16 protein-coding genes are annotated in these 17406 nt (G+C 73.6%); 8 read left to right on the forward strand and 8 right to left on the reverse strand.

What is annotated here, in order from left to right; translation table 11 throughout:
* Positions 1-291: 291 nt before the first annotated feature.
* Positions 292-1725, forward strand: coding sequence for a SulP family inorganic anion transporter (locus OIM89_RS17685; RefSeq protein WP_151170433.1), 1434 nt, complete (start codon positions 292-294; stop codon positions 1723-1725).
* Here OIM89_RS17685 and OIM89_RS17690 read toward each other — a convergent pair.
* The 3 genes from OIM89_RS17690 to OIM89_RS17700 all read right to left on the reverse strand — a co-directional run bounded on the left by OIM89_RS17690 (position 1709) and on the right by OIM89_RS17700 (position 3251).
* Entirely contained in the window at positions 1709-1927 is a 219-nt protein-coding gene (locus OIM89_RS17690) for a hypothetical protein (RefSeq protein ID WP_238470307.1), read from the reverse strand. The two genes, OIM89_RS17685 and OIM89_RS17690, sit on opposite strands and share 17 nt — an antisense overlap.
* A gap of 7 nt (positions 1928-1934) precedes the next feature.
* Positions 1935-2708 carry an SDR family NAD(P)-dependent oxidoreductase gene (locus OIM89_RS17695; protein ID WP_030700026.1) on the reverse strand — a complete coding sequence of 258 codons (774 nt, stop codon included), beginning with the start codon at positions 2706-2708 and terminating at the stop codon, positions 1935-1937.
* A 111-nt stretch (positions 2709-2819) separates the two neighbouring features.
* On the reverse strand, positions 2820-3251 hold the full coding sequence (locus OIM89_RS17700) for a GNAT family N-acetyltransferase (RefSeq protein WP_030700027.1): 432 nt from the start codon (positions 3249-3251) through the stop codon (positions 2820-2822).
* Positions 3252-3446: 195 nt separating this feature from the next.
* Here OIM89_RS17700 and OIM89_RS17705 point away from each other — a divergent pair, with 195 nt between their 5' ends.
* Positions 3447-4550 (forward strand): LLM class flavin-dependent oxidoreductase, encoded by a 1104-nt coding sequence (locus OIM89_RS17705; RefSeq protein ID WP_151169114.1) that lies wholly within the window; start codon positions 3447-3449, stop codon positions 4548-4550.
* Positions 4547-5275 carry an FMN reductase gene (locus OIM89_RS17710; RefSeq protein WP_037665717.1) on the forward strand — a complete coding sequence of 243 codons (729 nt, stop codon included), beginning with the start codon at positions 4547-4549 and terminating at the stop codon, positions 5273-5275. Before OIM89_RS17705 ends, OIM89_RS17710 begins: the two co-directional genes overlap by 4 nt.
* A 100-nt stretch (positions 5276-5375) precedes the next feature.
* Here the strand turns inward: OIM89_RS17710 and OIM89_RS17715 are convergent, their stop codons facing one another.
* The 3 genes from OIM89_RS17715 to OIM89_RS17725 form a co-directional block, all read right to left on the reverse strand.
* Positions 5376-5660 (reverse strand): twin-arginine translocase TatA/TatE family subunit, encoded by a 285-nt coding sequence (locus tag OIM89_RS17715; protein WP_003948814.1) that lies wholly within the window; start codon positions 5658-5660, stop codon positions 5376-5378.
* 127 nt (positions 5661-5787) lie between these two features.
* Positions 5788-6813 carry a sporulation protein gene (locus OIM89_RS17720; RefSeq protein WP_226965405.1) on the reverse strand — a complete coding sequence of 342 codons (1026 nt, stop codon included), beginning with the start codon at positions 6811-6813 and terminating at the stop codon, positions 5788-5790.
* A gap of 168 nt (positions 6814-6981) precedes the next feature.
* The gene (locus OIM89_RS17725) at positions 6982-7479 is read right to left on the reverse strand and encodes a hypothetical protein (RefSeq protein WP_008415761.1); all 498 of its coding nucleotides are present in this window, start codon (positions 7477-7479) and stop codon (positions 6982-6984) included.
* 268 nt (positions 7480-7747) lie between these two features.
* Here OIM89_RS17725 and hemL point away from each other — a divergent pair, with 268 nt between their 5' ends.
* The 3 genes from hemL (at position 7748) to OIM89_RS17740 (ending at position 11334) form a co-directional block, all read left to right on the forward strand.
* Complete coding sequence (gene hemL / locus OIM89_RS17730; protein WP_047141136.1) at positions 7748-9064, forward strand: glutamate-1-semialdehyde 2,1-aminomutase; 1317 nt, start codon at positions 7748-7750, stop codon at positions 9062-9064.
* Positions 9065-9113: 49 nt separating this feature from the next.
* Entirely contained in the window at positions 9114-9758 is a 645-nt protein-coding gene (locus tag OIM89_RS17735; RefSeq protein WP_047464296.1) for a histidine phosphatase family protein, read from the forward strand.
* A gap of 250 nt (positions 9759-10008) precedes the next feature.
* Positions 10009-11334: a hypothetical protein gene (locus tag OIM89_RS17740; RefSeq protein ID WP_030697679.1), complete on the forward strand. Its 1326-nt coding sequence runs from the start codon at positions 10009-10011 to the stop codon at positions 11332-11334.
* Positions 11335-11361: 27 nt separating this feature from the next.
* Here OIM89_RS17740 and OIM89_RS17745 read toward each other — a convergent pair whose 3' ends face one another.
* On the reverse strand, positions 11362-12876 hold the full coding sequence (locus OIM89_RS17745; protein ID WP_226965403.1) for a carboxylesterase/lipase family protein: 1515 nt from the start codon (positions 12874-12876) through the stop codon (positions 11362-11364).
* A gap of 22 nt (positions 12877-12898) precedes the next feature.
* Positions 12899-13813, reverse strand: coding sequence for an MBL fold metallo-hydrolase (locus tag OIM89_RS17750; protein ID WP_175457978.1), 915 nt, complete (start codon positions 13811-13813; stop codon positions 12899-12901).
* A 191-nt stretch (positions 13814-14004) separates the two neighbouring features.
* On the opposite strand from OIM89_RS17750, the gene OIM89_RS17755 reads away from it, so the two are divergent.
* Positions 14005-16728: a LuxR family transcriptional regulator gene (locus OIM89_RS17755; protein ID WP_264491414.1), complete on the forward strand. Its 2724-nt coding sequence runs from the start codon at positions 14005-14007 to the stop codon at positions 16726-16728.
* A gap of 46 nt (positions 16729-16774) precedes the next feature.
* Positions 16775-17401 carry a TlpA family protein disulfide reductase gene (locus tag OIM89_RS17760; RefSeq protein WP_030697675.1) on the forward strand — a complete coding sequence of 209 codons (627 nt, stop codon included), beginning with the start codon at positions 16775-16777 and terminating at the stop codon, positions 17399-17401.
* Positions 17402-17406: the final 5 nt, after the last annotated feature.

Raw genomic sequence — 17406 nt, forward strand, 5'->3', positions numbered from 1 at the left:
GGCGCACGCGCGCGTAGCCAGATGGCCTCAAGCGCCGGCCGGGGGCGAAGTGGGCGCGCGGGCCGTGTGGGGGCTCGGCTCGGTACAGTCGGGTGGGTGCCCGGCCGTGTCTGTGCGGGGGTGCTGGTCCGTAGTCGCGTGCCGGTTGTGTGGTGCGCCCCTAGTACGACAGGTCTCGCGGTTCTCTTGGCTCTTTCCTCTGCTTCGCTGCTGTCTCCTGCCCCTGCCCCTGCCTCTGCTCCTGCGCCCGTGCCGCCGTCCGGTGGCGGGGGGCTGCTGGGGCGGTTCCGGATGTCGCCGCGGCGGTTGTGGACCGAGGTGCTGGCAGGGCTGGTGGTGGCGCTGGCGCTGATTCCGGAGGTCATCAGTTTCTCGGTGATCGCGGGGGTGGAGCCGGCCGTGGGGCTGTTCGCCTCGTTCACCACGGCCGTGGTGATCTCCGTGGTCGGCGGGCGGCCGGCGATGATCTCGGCCGCCGCCGGGGCCGTCGCGCTGGTGATCGCGCCGCTCAACCGGGAGCACGGGCTCGGGTACCTGGTCGCCGCCGTGATCCTCGGCGGGGTGATCCAGATCGTGCTGGGGGCGCTGGGCGTGGCCCGGCTGATGCGGTTCGTGCCGCGCGCGGTCATGGTCGGGTTCGTCAACGCGCTCGCCGTGCTGATCTTCCTGGCGCAGGTCCCGGAGATGGAGCACGTGCCGTGGGCGGTCTATCCGCTGATCGCCGGCGGGATCGCGCTGATGATCGTCTTCCCGAAGGTGACGACCGTGGTGCCCGCGCCGCTCGTCTCCATCGTGGTGCTCACCCTGATCACCGTCGGCGCCGGGCTCGCCGTGCCGACCGTCGGCGACCGGGGCGCCCTGCCCACCTCACTGCCGGCCCCGGGCCTGCCGGACGTGCCCTTCACCCTCGACACCCTGACGCTGATCGCCCCGTACGCCCTCGCGCTGGCGCTGGTGGGGCTGATGGAGTCGCTGCTGACCGCGCAGCTCGTCGACGATCTCACCGACACCCCCTCCGACAAGCGGCGCGAGTCGGTCGGGCAGGGCGTCGCCAACGTCGTCACCGGCTTCTTCGGCGGCCTCGGCGGCTGCGCCATGATCGGCCAGACCATGGTCAACGTGAAGACGGCCGGGGCCCGCACCCGCCTCTCCACCTTCCTCGCCGGGGTCTTCCTGCTGCTGCTCTGCCTCACCCTCGGCCCGGCCGTCTCGGCGATCCCGATGGCGGCGCTGGTCGCGGTGATGGTGATGGTCTCCTTCACCACCTTCGACTGGCGCTCGATCACTCCGGCGACCCTGCGCCGCCTGCCGGTGGGCGAGACCGCGGTCATGGCGGTCACCGTCGTCTTCGTGGTCGCCACCCACAACCTGGCCGTCGGCGTCATCGCCGGCTGCCTGGCCGCGCTCGGGGTCTTCGCGCGCCGGGTCGCGGGCCGCGCCGAGCTGGCCGTCACCCGCGCCCCGGACGGCTCCACCGTGCGGTACGCGGTCACCGGCGACCTCTTCTTCGCCTCCGCCAACGGCCTCGCCGACCGCTTCGACTACGCCGGGGACCCGGACCAGGTCGTGGTGGACCTCGGCGCGGCCCGGCTCTGGGACGCCTCGGCCGTCGCCGTGCTGGACACGATCACGGCCAAGTACGCCCAGCGCGGCAAGCACGCCGAGGTGACCGGGCTGACCGGCGCGGGCGCCGAGCTGCACGCGCGGCTCAGCGAGCGTGCGTGACGGCGTAGATCATCACGAAGGCGACGATGTGGATGCCGAAGAAGAAGTAGCCCAGCGACCACCAGACGTACTTCTCGGTCCGGGTCTCCTCCGCCAGCCGGCGGCGTTCCTGGGGGGTGGCGACGGGACGCTCGGGCGGCCCGGGGGCCAGGTCGGGGCCGGGGCCGGGGGCGTCCGGGCCGGGGGCGGCGGAGGCGGTCATCGGCGGATCACAGCTCCCGGTGGACCTTGGTGTTGGAGGCCTGCGCGCGCGGGCGGAGGACGAGCAGGTCGACGTTGACGTGGCTGGGGCGGGTCACCGCCCAGGCGACGGTGTCGGCGACATCGTCGGCGGTCAGCGGCTCGGCGACGCCCGCGTAGACCTTGGCGGCCTTCTCGCTGTCGCCCCGGAAGCGGGTCAGGGCGAACTCGTCGGTCTTCACCATGCCGGGGGCGATCTCGATGACCCGCACCGGCGTCCCGACGATCTCCAGCCGCAGTGTCTCGGCGAGGACGTGCTCGCCGTGCTTGGCCGCGACGTACCCGGCGCCGCCCTCGTAGGTGGCGAGCCCGGCCGTGGAGGAGATGACCACCACGGTGCCGTCGCCGCTCGCGGTGAGGGCGGGCAGCAGGGCCTGGGTGATGTTGAGGGTGCCGATGACGTTGGTCTCGTACATCTGGCGCCAGTCGTCCGGGGAGCTGGCGGCCACCGGGTCGGCGCCGAGCGCGCCGCCGGCGTTGTTCACCAGCACCGCGATCTTCTGGAAGGCGGTGGCGAACTCGTCGACGGCCGCCCGGTCGGTCACGTCCAGCGGGTACGCGGTGACGCTGTGCCCCGCCTCGGTCAACTCGGCCGCGAGCGCCTCGATGCGGTCCTTGCGGCGGGCGGTCAGCACCACCCGGTACCCGGCCTCGGCCAGCTTGCGCGCGCTGGCGGCGCCGATGCCGCTGCTCGCACCGGTGACGACGGCGATCCGGTTGCCGGGGGTGGGCGCGGCGCTCATGACGGTGCTCCTCGGAGAAGGTCGGCGGGACGACTCCCGAGGCCGGACGACCCCCGGAACCAACCGCCAGCATAGGCACCGCGCCCACCGGGTCCGCGCCCGAGGCGGCCCTCAGCGCAGCAGCTTGGTGAAGTGGAACGCGCGGATCGAGAACCGCTCGCGCAGGTAGAAGCGGTGGGCGTCGGTGCGCTGGGTGCCCGAGTCGAGATCCAGGACGCGGCAGTCCAGCTCGCGGGCCCGGTCCTCCAGGTACGCGACGAGTTCCCGGCCGGCGCCGGTGGAGCGGGCCGCCTCGGCGGTGACCAGGTCGTCCACGTAGAGCTTGCGGATGGCGCTGGTGTTGGCGATCACCCGCCAGCCCGCGACCGCCACGCACCGGCCCTCCGTGTCGTACAGCGCGCTGAAGCGCAGGCCCTGCGGGTGGCCGGCGGCGTGGACCTCCTCCAGGAGGCGGGCGGTGAGGTGGGGGCGCAGCTCGGCCAGGACGGGGAGGGCGTCGGTGGTGAGGCGGGGGTCGCCGGGGGCCAGGTCGATGATGTTCATGTCAGCACGGTAGGTGCTGCCGCCGGGCCTCCTCCCCAGGTGGGGGCGGGGTGATCCTGGCACACTGGGACGGGGGTCGGTATGGGGCGGTGCAGGCGCTTTGTCCCTCCGTCGGGGCCGGGGGAATACCTCGGGGGAGCTCCTCGTTGGACGGGTATAGTTGAACAATCAACAACCTGCGGAAGGTGACCAGCCATGCAGTTCGGGATCTTCAGCGTCGGCGACGTCACGCCGGACCCCACCACCGGCCGGACCCCGACGGAGGCCGAGCGGATCAAGGCGATCCTGCGGATCGCGGAGAAGGCGGAAGAGGTCGGCCTCGACGTCTTCGCCACCGGCGAGCACCACAACCCGCCGTTCGTCCCCTCCTCGCCCACCACCATGCTCGGCTGGGTCGCCGCCCGCACCGAGAACCTCATCCTCTCCACCGCGACCACCCTCATCACCACCAACGACCCGGTGAAGATCGCCGAGGACTTCGCGATGCTCCAGCACGTCGCGGACGGCCGGGTGGACCTGATGCTCGGCCGCGGCAACACCGGCCCGGTCTACCCCTGGTTCGGCAAGGACATCCGCGAGGGCATCCCGCTGGCCATCGAGAACTACGCCCTGCTGCACAAGCTGTGGCGCGAGGACGTGGTCGACTGGGAGGGCAAGTTCCGCACGCCGCTCCAGTCCTTCACCGCCACCCCGCGCCCGCTCGACGGCGTCCCCCCGTTCGTCTGGCACGGCTCGATCCGCTCCCCGGAGATCGCCGAACAGGCCGCGTACTACGGCGACGGCTTCTTCCACAACAACATCTTCTGGCCCATGGAGCACACCAAGCGCATGGTGCGCCTCTACCGCAACCGGTACGCGCACTACGGCCACGGCACCCCCGAACAGGCCGTCGTCGGCCTCGGGGGCCAGGTCTTCATGCGGAAGAACTCCCAGGAGGCGGTCCGCGAGTTCCGCCCGTACTTCGACAACGCGCCGGTCTACGGGCACGGGCCGAGCCTGGAGGAGTTCACCAGCCAGACCCCGCTGACCGTCGGCTCGCCCCAGCAGGTGATCGAGCGGACCCTCAGCTTCCGTAAGGACGTCGGCGACTACCAGCGCCAGCTCTTCCTGATGGACCACGCCGGGCTCCCGCTCAAGACGGTCCTGGAGCAGCTCGACATCCTCGGTGAGGAGGTCGTCCCGGTCCTGCGCGAGGAGTTCGCCAAGGACCGCCCGGCCGACGTCCCCGACGCCCCCACCCACGCCTCCCTGCGCGCCCGCGCCCAGGAGAGCGCCGATTCCGAGGCGGTGACCAAGTGACCGAGTTCCCCCTCCAGTCCGGCGACCGCCCCGCCGCCGAGGCCCCCGACGACAGGGCCAACGACCCGCGCTACAGCGCCAACGAGCCCGTCTCCCCCTCCGGCCCCCTGCGGGTCGTGGTGGTCTCGGCCGGCCTGAGCGTGCCTTCCTCCACCCGGCTGCTCGCCGACCGACTCGGCGAGGCCGTCGCCCGGGACCTCGGGGCCGCCGAGGTCCCGGTCCGGGTCGAGGCGGTCGAACTCCGTGACCTGGCCAACGACATCGCCCAGAACTTCACCGCCGGCTTCCCCGGCCCGAAGCTCACCGCCGCCCTCGACCAGGTCACCGGGGCCGACGCGGTCATCGCCGTCACGCCGATCTTCACCGCCTCCTACAGCGGTCTGTTCAAGTCCTTCTTCGACGTGCTCGACCAGGAGGCCCTGACCGGCAAGCCGGTGCTGATCGCCGCCACCGGCGGCACCGCCCGCCACTCCCTCGCCCTCGAACACGCCCTGCGCCCGCTCTTCGCCTACCTGCGGGCCGTGGTCGTCCCCACCGCCGTCTACGCGGCCTCCGAGGACTGGGGCAACACCGACGGACTCAACCGCCGCATCGACCGGGCCGCCGCCGAACTGGCCGCCCTGCTCACCGGGTCCGGCGGACGCCGGGCGGCCCCCGCCGACGACCCGCTGGAGGAGGTCGTCCCCTTCGCCGAGCAACTGGCCGCCCTGCGCGTCCAGGAGTGACAGGGGTGAGGCGCGGACGCCGGTGACGGCGACGCGACACGGCGGGTGCCCCGGACCGGGCGAGGTCCGGGGCACCCGCCGTGTGCGGGGTCAGGTCACGTCAGGCCGGGCGGGAGCCCGGGTTCTGCGGGTCCGGCCGGCCCTGCTGCCCGTCCGCCGGGCGGGGCTGCTGCTCGGGGAGCGGCTCGGTGGCGTAGTACACCGCCTGGCCGGGACGGTCCTGGCCGTCCACGCCCTGGCGGGACTCCTCCTTCATGGCTTTGGCCTCGCTCTTGAGAATGCGCGCCGCCTTGCCCGAGGAACGGGCCAGGTCCGGCAGCCGCTTCACGGCGAGAACGGCGACGATCACTAGCAGGATGACGGCGAGTTCGCTGATGCCGAGCATGGGTGTCCTGTCTGTTCCTCGGGCAGCCGCACCCGCTCGGGGCGACCGGTACTACAGCACTGTAAAAGGGCGGGCGTCCGTGCGACAGGGCCCCTGCCGGGACCGGCCACCGGGCCCGCCCCCGTGGTCACCCCTCGTCGCCGCCGTCGTCCTCGTCGCCCTCGAAGAAGTCGCCGACCTCGTCGACGACCTCGGCCGCGACCAGGCCGCCCGCGACCCCGACCGCCAGCCCCGCCGCACCGGCGGCGATCGCCGTCCCCATCCCGGGCCCGGACCGGTGGCCGTCGTGGTGGCCGTCGTGGTGGCCGTGGTGCCCGCCCGCGTACGGGTCGTGGTGGCCGTACGAGGCGTGCGTGCCGTAGGCCGCCCGGTGCTCGACCAGCTGGCGGACCCAGCCGTCGACCTCGGCGGCCCAGTCGCGCGAGGCCACGTCCTCGTGGGAGACGGTGAAGCGGGTCAGGGCGTCGTGGCCCGGGGTGAACATCCCGCCGCGCTTGTCGGCCTCCAGGACGACCTCCAGGCCGCCGGGGTGGGCGAGGAAGGTCACCTCGATCTCGTTGAGCGCGTGGGCGTACTGGGGCGCCGGGGAGAGCTCGATCTCCTGGTAGAAGGGGAGCTGCTGGCCGGTGCCGCCGATCCGCCCGTACTCCAGGTCGGCCGAGCGGAAGCCGAAGCCCAGCCGGCCCAGCGTCTCCAGGATCGCCTCCTGGGCCGGGAGCGGGCCGACCGCCAGCGGGTCCAGGTCGCCCTTGTCCTTGGCGCCGGCCACCGCCAGCTCGGTCCGCACCCCCAGCACGATGCCGAGCGGCTGCCCGTACAGCTCGCTCACCGGGGTCTCCCAGGGCAGCACCACCGAGAACGGCACCACCTGCTCGGTCTCGGCCGCCAGCCGGAACCCGCCACCGACCACGTACCGCTCGAAGGCGACCGTCCCGTGCTGCTCACCTTCCTCGGTCTCGGCCTCGACCCGGGCGATCAGCTCCAGGGTGATCTCGGAGATGTCGAAGTCCGAGCCACCACCCTTGAGATGCACCCGTCCGGTCAGCGCCCCACCGGGCACGGCCGCACTGCCGGAACCGGGCGCGGCGTCGAGGACGGTGTCGACGGTGGGCCCGCCCACGCCGAGCGAACCGAGGAGCCGTTTGAACACCATGTCGGGCGTTCTCCTTCACGATCTGCGTACAGCCCTGCCTGCGGAAACTGCTTCTACAGTCCCGTCGAAGCATAGAACTGCCCAGACCGCTGACGCCGCATCATCATCCGGCCGGAGAAGCCGAATACGGCTGGAAAACGCCCCTCGTGGCCAGGGGATGCCTCGTGGTTAGGGCCACACCAAGCAGTACGGCTGGTGCCCCGCCTCATGGAGCCGGTGGGAGAAGTCCTGCCATTCGTGGAGGAGTTGGTAGACGTTGAAGGCGTCGCTCGGGCCGCCGCGGTCGGGGACGGTGGACCAGATGAAGGCGGCCGCGCCGACCGATTCCTCGCCGATGCCGCGGAGGGGGTCCACCACGGTCATCGGGAGCTTGACGACGGCGTAGTCCGGGTGGAGGACGACCAGTTCGAGGGGCGGGACGCGGTGCAGCGGTATGCCCTCGATGCCGGTCAGGACCATGGCCGAGACCGTCTCGGGCTTGATGCGGGTGAACATGCCGCCCATGCCCAGCTCGTCGCCGCCCAGTTCCTCGGGGCGCATCGAGAGCGGCACCCGGGCCGCCGTGGCGCCGTTCGGCGCGCCGAAGTACTTGTAGGTCACCCCCACCCGGCCCCCACTCCTGATCTCGCTCTGCCCGGTCTCCCCCCGGTCGGTCCCCTCGCGCACCGGCTCCACGCCACCGCGTGCCGGTCCCTGGTCCTGAGCCCGAGATGCGGCGTCGCGCCGGTGCTTTCCCCTCCGGGCACGCCGGGGTCCGAGGTCGCCGGTCCCCTCGCCCAGTCCGCCACCGCGATGCATATCTCCACCCGAGTGCTTTTCCGCGCCGCACAGCCCGCCGCGCAACCCGATCATCGTGTCATTGGCCTCCCCCGCCGACGTGGAGCGAAACGTCCGCCGAACACCGGTCCGCAGGAACTTCGAAGGCTCTGACACCATGGCTTGTGTGACCTATCAGTACGAAGCCCCAGTTTCGCAGACGCTCTTCGACCGTGCGGCCTCCGTGACGCCCGGCGGCGTGAACTCTCCCGTACGCGCGTTCGGCGCGGTGGGCGGTACGCCCCGGTTCATGGTGTCCGGTACGGGTCCGTACCTCACCGACGCCGACGGCCGGGAGTACGTCGACCTCGTCTGCTCGTGGGGGCCGATGATCCTCGGCCATGCCCACCCCGAGGTCGTCGCCGCCGTCCAGGAGGCCGTGGCCCGCGGCACATCCTTCGGGACGCCCGGGGAGGGCGAGGTGGCGCTCGCCGAGGAGATCGTCGCCCGGATCGAGCCGGTCGAGCAGGTCCGCCTGGTCTCCTCCGGGACCGAGGCGACCATGTCCGCGATCCGGCTCGCCAGGGGCTTCACCGGCCGCGCCAAGGTGATCAAGTTCGCCGGCTGCTACCACGGGCACGTCGACGCGCTGCTCGCCGCGGCCGGCTCCGGGCTCGCCACCTTCGCGCTGCCCGACACCCCCGGCGTCACCGGTGCCCAGGCCGGCGACACCATCGTGCTGCCCTACAACGACCTCGACGCCGTCGCCGCCGCCTTCGCCGCCCACCCCGGCGAGATCGCGTGCGTCATCACCGAGGCCGCCCCCGGCAACATGGGCGTCGTCCCGCCCGGCGAGGGGTTCAACGCCGGGCTGGCCCGGCTCTGCCGCGAGAACGGCGCGCTCTTCGTCTCCGACGAGGTCATGACCGGGTTCCGTACCTCGCGGGCCGGCTGGTACGGCGTCGAGGGCGTCCGGCCCGACCTGATGACCTTCGGCAAGGTCATGGGCGGCGGCTTCCCGGCGGCGGCCTTCGGCGGCCGCGCCGACGTGATGGCCTCGCTCGCCCCCGCCGGGCCCGTCTACCAGGCCGGCACCCTCTCCGGGAACCCGGTCGCCACCGCCGCCGGGCTCGCCCAGTTCCGCCTGCTCGACCAGGGCGCGTACGACAGGATCGACGCGGTCTCCGCCGAGCTGCGCGGGCTGGTCTCGGCGGCGCTCGCCAAGGAGGGCGTTGCGCACCGGGTGCAGAACGCCTCCAATATGTTCTCGGTGTTCTTCACCGCCGACGAGGTCCGCGACTACGACGACGCGAAGCGGCAGGAAAGCTTCCGCTTCACCGCGTTCTTCCACTCGATGCTGGCCCAGGGGGTCTACCTGCCCCCGTCCTCCTTCGAGTCCTGGTTCGTCTCGACGGCGCACGACGACCGCGCCGTCGAGCGGATCGCCGCCGCCCTGCCGGCCGCGGCCCGCGCGGCGGCCGAGGCCACGGCATGAGCCAGGGCCGGAGAAACAGCCGACGAGCAGCGAAGCGGAAGGGAACGCGATGAGCGCCGACGAGATCACCGTCGTCCATCTGATGCGGCACGGTGAGGTCGAGAACCCTTCGGGGATTCTGTACGGGCGGCTGCCCGGGTACCACCTCTCCGAGCTGGGCCGGAAGATGGCCGACCGGGTGGCGGAGCATCTCGCCGGGCGGGACGTCACCCATGTCGTCGCCTCCCCGCTGGAGCGGGCGCAGGAGACCGCGACGCCGGTCGCGCAGGCGCACGGGGTGGAGCTCGGGGCCGACGCGCGGCTCATCGAGGCCGGGAACGTCTTCCAGGGGAAGACGTTCGGGGTCGGGGACGGGGCGCTGCGGAAGCCTGCCAACTGGCGGCATCTGACCAATCCGTTCCGGCCCTCGTGGGGGGAGCCGTACATCGACCAGGTCGTGCGGATGACCAGGGCGCTCGACGCGGCCGCCGCCGCGGCCCGGGGGCACGAGGCTGTGCTCGTCAGTCATCAGCTGCCGATCTGGACCGTGCGGAGCTACGTCGAGCGGCGGCGGCTCTGGCACGATCCTCGGCGGCGGCAGTGCTCGCTCGCCTCCCTGACCTCGTTCACCTACCGCGGCGACCGGATCGTCTCCGTCGGCTACTCCGAGCCGGCCCGGGACCTCGTGCCCGAGCATCTGCTTCCGCGACGCTGAGGGTCCCTGTTGCGGGGGTCAGGCCCGGTGGGCCTGGCCCCCATTTTTTTTGGCCTCAAGCGCCGGCCCGGCTAGCGCCGGCCGGGCTGATTGACAGCCCCGCCGGCGCCTGAGGCGTCACCGGTTGTGACCCCCAGGGGTGAGGTGTGAAGGTCTGGCAGACGGGTGGTCGAGTGGGGAACCTGTGTGTGGGTCTCGGCCTCTAACCCCTTGTCGGCGTTGTATGGGGGCAGCGCGGAAAGGGGATATCATGCGACAAATCACCCGTCGAGACCTGCTGGCGCTGGGCGCGGGAGCGACCGCCGCTCCCCTGCTGGCCGCCTGTGGGGTGGGGAACGCGGGCAGCGGTGGCCCGGGGTCGGGGGAGGGCCCGGGCAGGGGCGAGCAGGGCGGGGGGAAGCCCGACAAGCCCGAGGCGGAGCTGATCGGGGACGGCTCGACCTCGTACACCGGGAAGCAGCCGCACCAGCCCGGGGCGCCGAAGCCGCTGGAGCCCGGGGAGAAGCCGCCGCAGTTCGTGGTCTTCTCCTGGGACGGGGCGGGGGAGGTGGGGAACGGGCTGTTCACCCGGTTCCTGGACCTGGCCGAGCAGCACGACGCCCACATGACCTTCTTCCTCTCGGGGCTCTACCTCCTGCCGGAGTCGAAGAAGCGGCTGTACAGCCCGCCGAACAACCCGGTCGGCGCCTCCGACATCGGGTACCTGACCGACGCGCACATCAAGGACACCCTCGCGGGGGTGCGGCGCGCCTGGCTCGACGGGCACGAGATCGGCACCCACTTCAACGGCCACTTCTGCGGCGGCTCCGGCTCGGTGGCCAACTGGACCCCGGCCCAGTGGGGCGCGGAGATCGAGCAGGCCAAGGCGTTCGTCCAGCAGTGGCGCACCCACACCGGGTGGGAGGACGAGGACCCGCTGCCGTTCGACTACGACAAGGAACTGGTCGGCGGCCGCACCCCCTGCCTGCTCGGCCAGAACAACCTGCTGCCGAAGGCCCGCGAACTGGGCTGGCGGTACGACGCCTCCTCGCCCGGCGGCCGGCAGACCTGGCCGGTCAAGCGCGAGGGGCTGTGGGACCTGCCCTTGCAGGCCGTGCCCTTCCCGGGGCGCTCCTTCGAGACGCTCTCGATGGACTACAACTTCATGTACAACCAGTCCCAGAACTCCACCCAGGGCCCGCCCGGCAACTACCCGGCCTGGCGCGAGCAGGCGACCGGCGCGTACATGGCCGGTTTCCGCCGGGCGTACGAGTCGAACCGCGCGCCCCTGTTCATCGGCAACCACTTCGAGGAGTGGAACGGCGGCATCTACATGGACGCCGTCGAGGAGTCGCTGAAGCAGATGGCGGGCGAGAAGGACGTCCGGCTGGTCTCCTTCCGGCAGCTCGTCGACTGGCTCGACGTGCAGAAGCCCGAGGTGCTGGGCAAGCTCCGCGCCCTGGGCGTCGGCGAGACCCCGCCCGGCGGCTGGAAGGCGTACCTGAGGCCCGACGGGACGGAGAGTCCCGACGGGACGGAGGGCACCGGCGGTACCGGTGGTACGGGTGGCGTAGGGCGGAAGGGGCCCGGTACCTGACGCTGAAGGAACGATTCCGCAAGCCGGTCAGGGGGTCTGCCTGAGCCATGCCCGGCGTTCCCGGCCGCGCGGGTCGTCGGTCAGGGTCCACTCGGCGCCGATGCGCATCGTGGCCCGGCGCTCGCCCTCGTACGCCTCCCAGCCGGGGTCGCCGGTCCTGGCGAACCGGACCCAGGTGGCGTGCGTGCGGGCGGCGAGGCCGGGCGGGGGCGCGGCGGGGCCGAGCAGGGCGGACGGGCCGTGCAGCTCGGGCAGGTGCGTCAGGTCGAAGACGAAGGGGAGCTCCACGGTGTGGGCGGCGCCGAGCTGTCCGTCCAGGGCGTGGGAGCGCCAGCCGAAGGTGTAGGCGTAGGTAGCGGAACCGGGGTGGGCGGCGTGGGCGTCGGCCAGGGCCCAGCTGCCCGCGCCGAACAGGGCGTCGCCCAGGAGGGCGGAGCGCAGCTCGGCGGGGGAGGCGCCGGGGCGGGAGGTGCGGTACGTCTCCACGAGGCGGGACGGGTCCGGGTGCGCGATTGCCGCGGTGGCGGCCACGTCCTCGGCGGTCGAGGTGGCGTAGGTGCCGGCGGGGACCAGGTAGAGGTTGCCCTCCTCGGTGGTGGTGCCGATGAGCAGGTCGACGCCGGAGCCGGGGCCGGTGGCGACGGAGTCGGCGGGCTGTGTGTCGAGGACCAGGCTGAAGGGGCTGAGGCCGAGCAGCGGATCGTGGTGCGTCGCGGTCCGCAGGTCGAGGCCGGCGAGCCGGGCGGCCGCCTCGACCAGCCGGTCGTCGGGGAGGTGCGCGAAGGCGTCGGCGTGGGGTGCGACGCCCAGTTCCTCCGCCGCCGCCCGGGTCACGCGGGCGGCCTGCTCCGGGGTGAACGCGCCCAGGCCGCTGCCGCTCTGGACGATCGCCCGGCGGACGAGCCCGGCGGCCTCGGGGGTGGCGAGGACGCCGCCGACGAGGGTGGCCCCGGCCGACTGTCCGAAGAGGGTGACGTTGCCCGGGTCGCCGCCGAAGGCCGCGATGTTCTCCCGCACCCAGCCGAGGGCGGCGAGGATGTCGAGCAGGCCGCGGTTGGCGGGCGCGCCGGGGAGGTCGAGGAAGCCGGTGATGCCGAGCCGGTAGTTGAGGGTGACGAGGACGACCCCGTCGCGGGCGAAGGCGGAGCCGTCGTACAGGGCGGACCGCGTCGAGCCAGCGACGAACCCGCCGCCGTGGACGAAGACCATGACGGGCAGGGTGCCGCCGTCCGGGACGGCGGCGGGCGTCCGGACGTCGACGGTGAGGTAGTCCGCGCCCCGGCTCCAGCCGGTGCCGAAGTAGGGGGAGAGGTCCACGCTGCCGAGGGCACGCCCGGACTGCGGGGCGTTGGGGCCGGGCGCGGTGGCGTCCCGTACGCCGTCCCACGGGGCGTGCGGCCGGGGCGGCGCGAACCGGGCGGCGCCGAGGGGCGGGGCGGCGTAGGGGATGTTCCGGTAGGCGGTGGTGGCGCCCTGGCGCAGGCCGCGGACGGCTCCCCGGGCGGTGGTCACGACGGGGCCGGGACCGGTGGGGTGGTGCATGGCGTGTGCCTTTCCGCGGTGCTCAGACCCGCTCGGTGTACGGGGCGAAGGGCGCCCAGCCCTGGACGGCGAACGTGTCGCCCGCGCGGGTCACTTCGACGGCGCCGTGGCCGCCGAAGTGGGCGGGGACGACGAGGGCGTGGTGGTCGGCGGCCCAGCCCAGCACCTTGCGGCGGGTGGCGCGGGCCTCGGCGGGGTCCTCGCAGAAGCAGCTGTTGGTGTCGGGTTCGAGGATCTGTACGGGGCTGTGCAGCAGGTCGCCGACGAAGACCGCGCGGTCCGTCCCGGAGGTGAGGGTCAGCACGGAGGAGCCCGGGGTGTGGCCGGGGGCGGCGTCGAGGCGGAGACCGGCGTCGATCCGGTGGCTGTCCTCCCACAGCAGTGTCTGCCCGGCCCGGTGCACCGGGGCCACACTGTCCTCGAAGACGTTCTGGTTGCCCCGGCCGAGGCGTGGCGTGTGGCCGTTCTCGGGATTCCAGAAGGCGAAGTCGGCCTTCGGCATCAGATAGGTGGCGTTGGGGAAAGTCGGCACCCATTGCCGGTCGTGCAGATAAGTGTTCCAGCCGACGTGGTCGACGTGGAGATGGGTGTTGACGACGAGGTCCACGTCCTCGGGGGTGACACCGGCGCGGGCGAGACTGGCCAGGAATTCGGTCTCCCTGCGGTTCCAGACCGGGGCGTACGGGCGGTCCTTGTGATTGCCCACACCGGTGTCGACCAGGATGGTCCTGCCCTCGCTGCGCAGCAGCCAGGTCTGGATCGCGGAATGGACGTGCCGGGTTCCGGCGTCGAGGAAATGCGGGGTCAGCCAGGAGGCGCCGTCGTCCCACACCTCCTTCGGGCTTTCGGGGAAGAAGGTCTCGGGCGTCATGTCGACGGAGCCGAAGTATTCCCGTACCCGGGTGACGGTGATGTTTCCCAGGGTGATTTCTTCCATGGGGGTTCCTCGGGGAAGTGGGGTGCGGTGGGGTTTTCCTGGAACCGTAGGAGCGGGCGGGGCGGGTGCGGTATCCGTCAGGTGACTGCACCCGTGCGAACGGCCCGGGGAGGGGGCGCGGCCGCTTGTAGCCTGGGCGGCCCGGGGCCGGGCGACCCCGGGCGACAGCCGTACTTCCGGGAGACGCCGTGGTGGACGAGCAGACAGCGGTGGTCGGCCGGGACGCGGAACTGACCCGGCTCTTCCGCGCGGTGGAGCCGGAATCGGCCGAGCCGGTGCTGATGGTCGTCGGTGACCTGGGCACCGGGAAGAGCGCGCTGCTGGAGCAGGCGGCGCGCCGGGCCGGGGCCGGTGGCGGTCGGGTCCTGCGGGCCGGGGGCAGCGAGTCGGAGTCGAGCCTCGCCCACTCCGCCCTGCACCAGTTGCTGCGGCCGGTGCGGGCCGAGGTGGCGGCGCTGCCGGAGCGGCAGCGGGCGGCGCTGCGGGACGTGCTCGGCGAAGGGCCGGCCACCTCGCCCGGGCCCGGACTGCTGCTCGTCGGGGTCGCCGTGCTGAGCCTGTTGTCGGGGCTGGGGGACGGGCGCCGTCCCGTACTCGTGGTGCTGGACGACGCGCAGTGGTGCGACCGGGCCTCGCTGGCCGTGCTGTCCTTCGTCGCCGGGCGGCTGGAGGGCGAACCGGTCCGGCTGCTGATCGGGGCCCGGGGCGGCGGGCACCTCCCGGGCTTCGACCGGCGGGTGCCAGCGCTCACCCTGGGACCGCTCGACGGGACGGCCGCCCGGCAGCTGCTGGAGCGGCGACCCGACCGCCCCGCCGGGCAGACCGGGCAGCGGATTCTCGACGAGGCGGGCGGCAACCCGCTGGCCCTGTGGGAACTGGCCAGGACCGACACGGCGCCGGGCGCGGGCGCGGGGCTGCCGCCCGCCGGTCCGCTGCCGCTCACCGACCGCCTCGAACAGCTCTTCGCCGCCCGCCTGGCCGGACTGTCCGCCGCCACCGCGAGGGCCCTGCTGCTCCTGGCCGCCATGGACAGCGCCGACTCCGCGACCGTCCTCCCGGCGGGGCTGCCGCCCGCAGGGGACGCGGTCTGGGCGCCCGCCGAACGGGCCGGGCTGGTCCGGGCGGCGGGACGGGAGGTGCGGTTCCGGCACCCGCTGGTCCGGTCGGCGGTGTACCAGGCCGCCTCCCCGGGCGACCGGCGCGCGGCCCACCGCGCCCTCGCCGGGCTGCTGCGCGAGGAGCCGGACCGGCGCGCCTGGCACCTGGCCGCCGCCTGCCCGGGCCCGGACGCGGCCGTCTCGGCGGAGCTGGAGCGGACCGCCGGCCGGGCCCGCCGCCGGGGCGGCCACGCGGCGGCCGCGCAGGCCCTGCGGCGCGCCGCCGAACTCGCGCCCCGGCGCGAGGAGAGCGCCCGGCTGCTGGTCGAGGCGTCGGCGGCGGCCGTCTTCACCGGGGAACTCGCCTGGGTCGAGGAGCTGGTCGCCGCGGCCCGCGCCCGTACGGAGGACCCGGCCCTGCTCGCCTCGGCCGCCGTCCAGGCCGGGCGCCTCGCGGTCCTGACCGCGCGCCACACCCCGGTCTTCGCCCAGCTGGCCGACGAGGCCGAGCGGTGGGCGGCCATGCGGCCCGGCGCCGCGCTGGACCTGGTGGCCAACGCCGCCGTGGTCCGCTTCTACTCCGGGGAGGACAGCCAGCGCCGCCGCGTCCAGGAACTGCTGCGGCACCTTCCCGACGACGGCCCCCACGCGGCGACGCACGGCTGGGCGCGGGCGGTGGCGGACCCCTTCACGGACCGGGACCGGCTCGTCGCCCTGCTGCCGCGGCTGGCCGTCGAGGCGGAGGCGGAGGCCCGGCCGGAACGGCTCACCGCCGTCGGGATCATGGCGTGGCTGCTGGACGAGACCCCGCGCGCCGTCCGCGCCTTCGACGAGGCGCTGGGCCGCCGGGAGGCGTGGGGAGCCCTGCCCGAGGGACTGGGCGGCGCGGTCGCCTGGGCCTATCTGGAGCGGGGCAGATGGGACCAGGCCCGCACGGTCTGCGCCCGTGTTCTCGCGGTCGGCCGGGCGGCCGGCCTCGACCACGCCGTGGCCTGCGCCGCAGCCGTGGACGCCACCGTGCTGGCCCTCCAGGGCGACACGGCCGCCGCCCGCGCCCGGGCCGAGGAGGCGCTCGGCCTGGTCGATCCGCTGGAGAGCCGCTCGGTCTCCGTCTACGCCCGCCGCGCGCTCGGCCTCGCGGCTACGGCCGACGGCGCCCACGCGACCGCGTACGCCCACCTCCGCCGGGTCTTCACGGCGGACGGCGCGCCCGTGCACTACCACGCGTCCTTCCCGGCCCTCGCGGAGCTGGCCGCCGCCGCCGTGCGCTGCGGCCGCCGCGCCGAGGCCGCGGCGATCGTCGAGCGCGCGGCGGACGGCGCCTCCCCTCGGCTGCGGGCGCTGATCAGCCGGGCCCGTGGCCTGCTGGCGGACCCCGAGGACGCCGAACCGCACTTCCGGGCGGCGCTGGCCGATCCGGTAGGGGAGCACTGGCCCTTCGAGCACGCGCAGGCGCTGCTCGACCTGGCCGAGTGGCTGCGGCGCCGCCGCCGGATCGCCGAGGCCCGGGGCCCGCTCACCGAGGCGCTGGAGACCTTCCGGCGCCTGGGCGCGCACCCGTGGGCCGAGCGGGCCCGGGCCGAGGCGCGTGCCGCCGGGCTCGACGCCGGCGGTACGGCCCCCGACGCGCTCGCCGAACTCTCCCCGCAGCAGCGGCAGATCGTCCGGCTCGCCGCGGGCGGGCTGACCAACCGGGAGATCGGCGAACGGCTCTTCCTCTCCCCGCGCACGGTCGGCTCGCACCTCTACCGCAGCTTCCCGAAACTGGGCGTCACCGCCCGTTCCCAACTGCGCGATGTTCTGGCGGCCACCCCGTAGAGGGGGGTGCCCAAGATCCCCGGAACCGGCATGGGAAACTTTTCACATGAGTGCCGCCAGCCGTGCCCCCCGCTCTCGCCGTGTCCTCACCCGGCGCCTCTCGCTGACCGCGTCGGCCGCCGTCGCCGCCCTGCTGCTGACGGCCTGCGGTGAAGGGAACGGCGGCACCACGCAGAGCGGCTCCGGCGCCAACTACGTCGCGGGCAAGGACGGCATCGCCAAGGTCGACAAGGGGGAGCGCAAGGACGCCCCCGCCATCGGCGGCGAGACCCTCGACGGCTCCACCTTCGACCTCGCCGACCACAAGGGCAAGGTCGTCGTCGTCAACGTCTGGGGCTCCTGGTGCGCCCCCTGCCGCGCCGAGGCCCCCAACCTGGTCAAGGTCGCCGAGGACACCGCCGACCAGGGCGTCCAGTTCGTCGGCATCAACACCCGCGACTCCAACAAGGGCCCGGCCATCGCCTTCGAGAAGGACTACGAGGTCGGGTACCCGAGCCTGTACGACCCGCAGGGCAAGCAGATCCTGCGCTTCCCGCGCGGCAGCCTCTCACCGCAGGCCATCCCCTCCACGGTCGTCATCGACCGGGACGGGAAGATCGCGGCCCGCACCCTCCAGGCGGTGAGCGAGAAGCAGCTGCGGGCGATGATCGACCCGGTCCTCGCGGAGAAGTGACCCCC

This window comes from Streptomyces sp. BI87, assembly GCF_025957665.1.
GTDB lineage: Bacteria > Actinomycetota > Actinomycetes > Streptomycetales > Streptomycetaceae > Streptomyces > Streptomyces albidoflavus.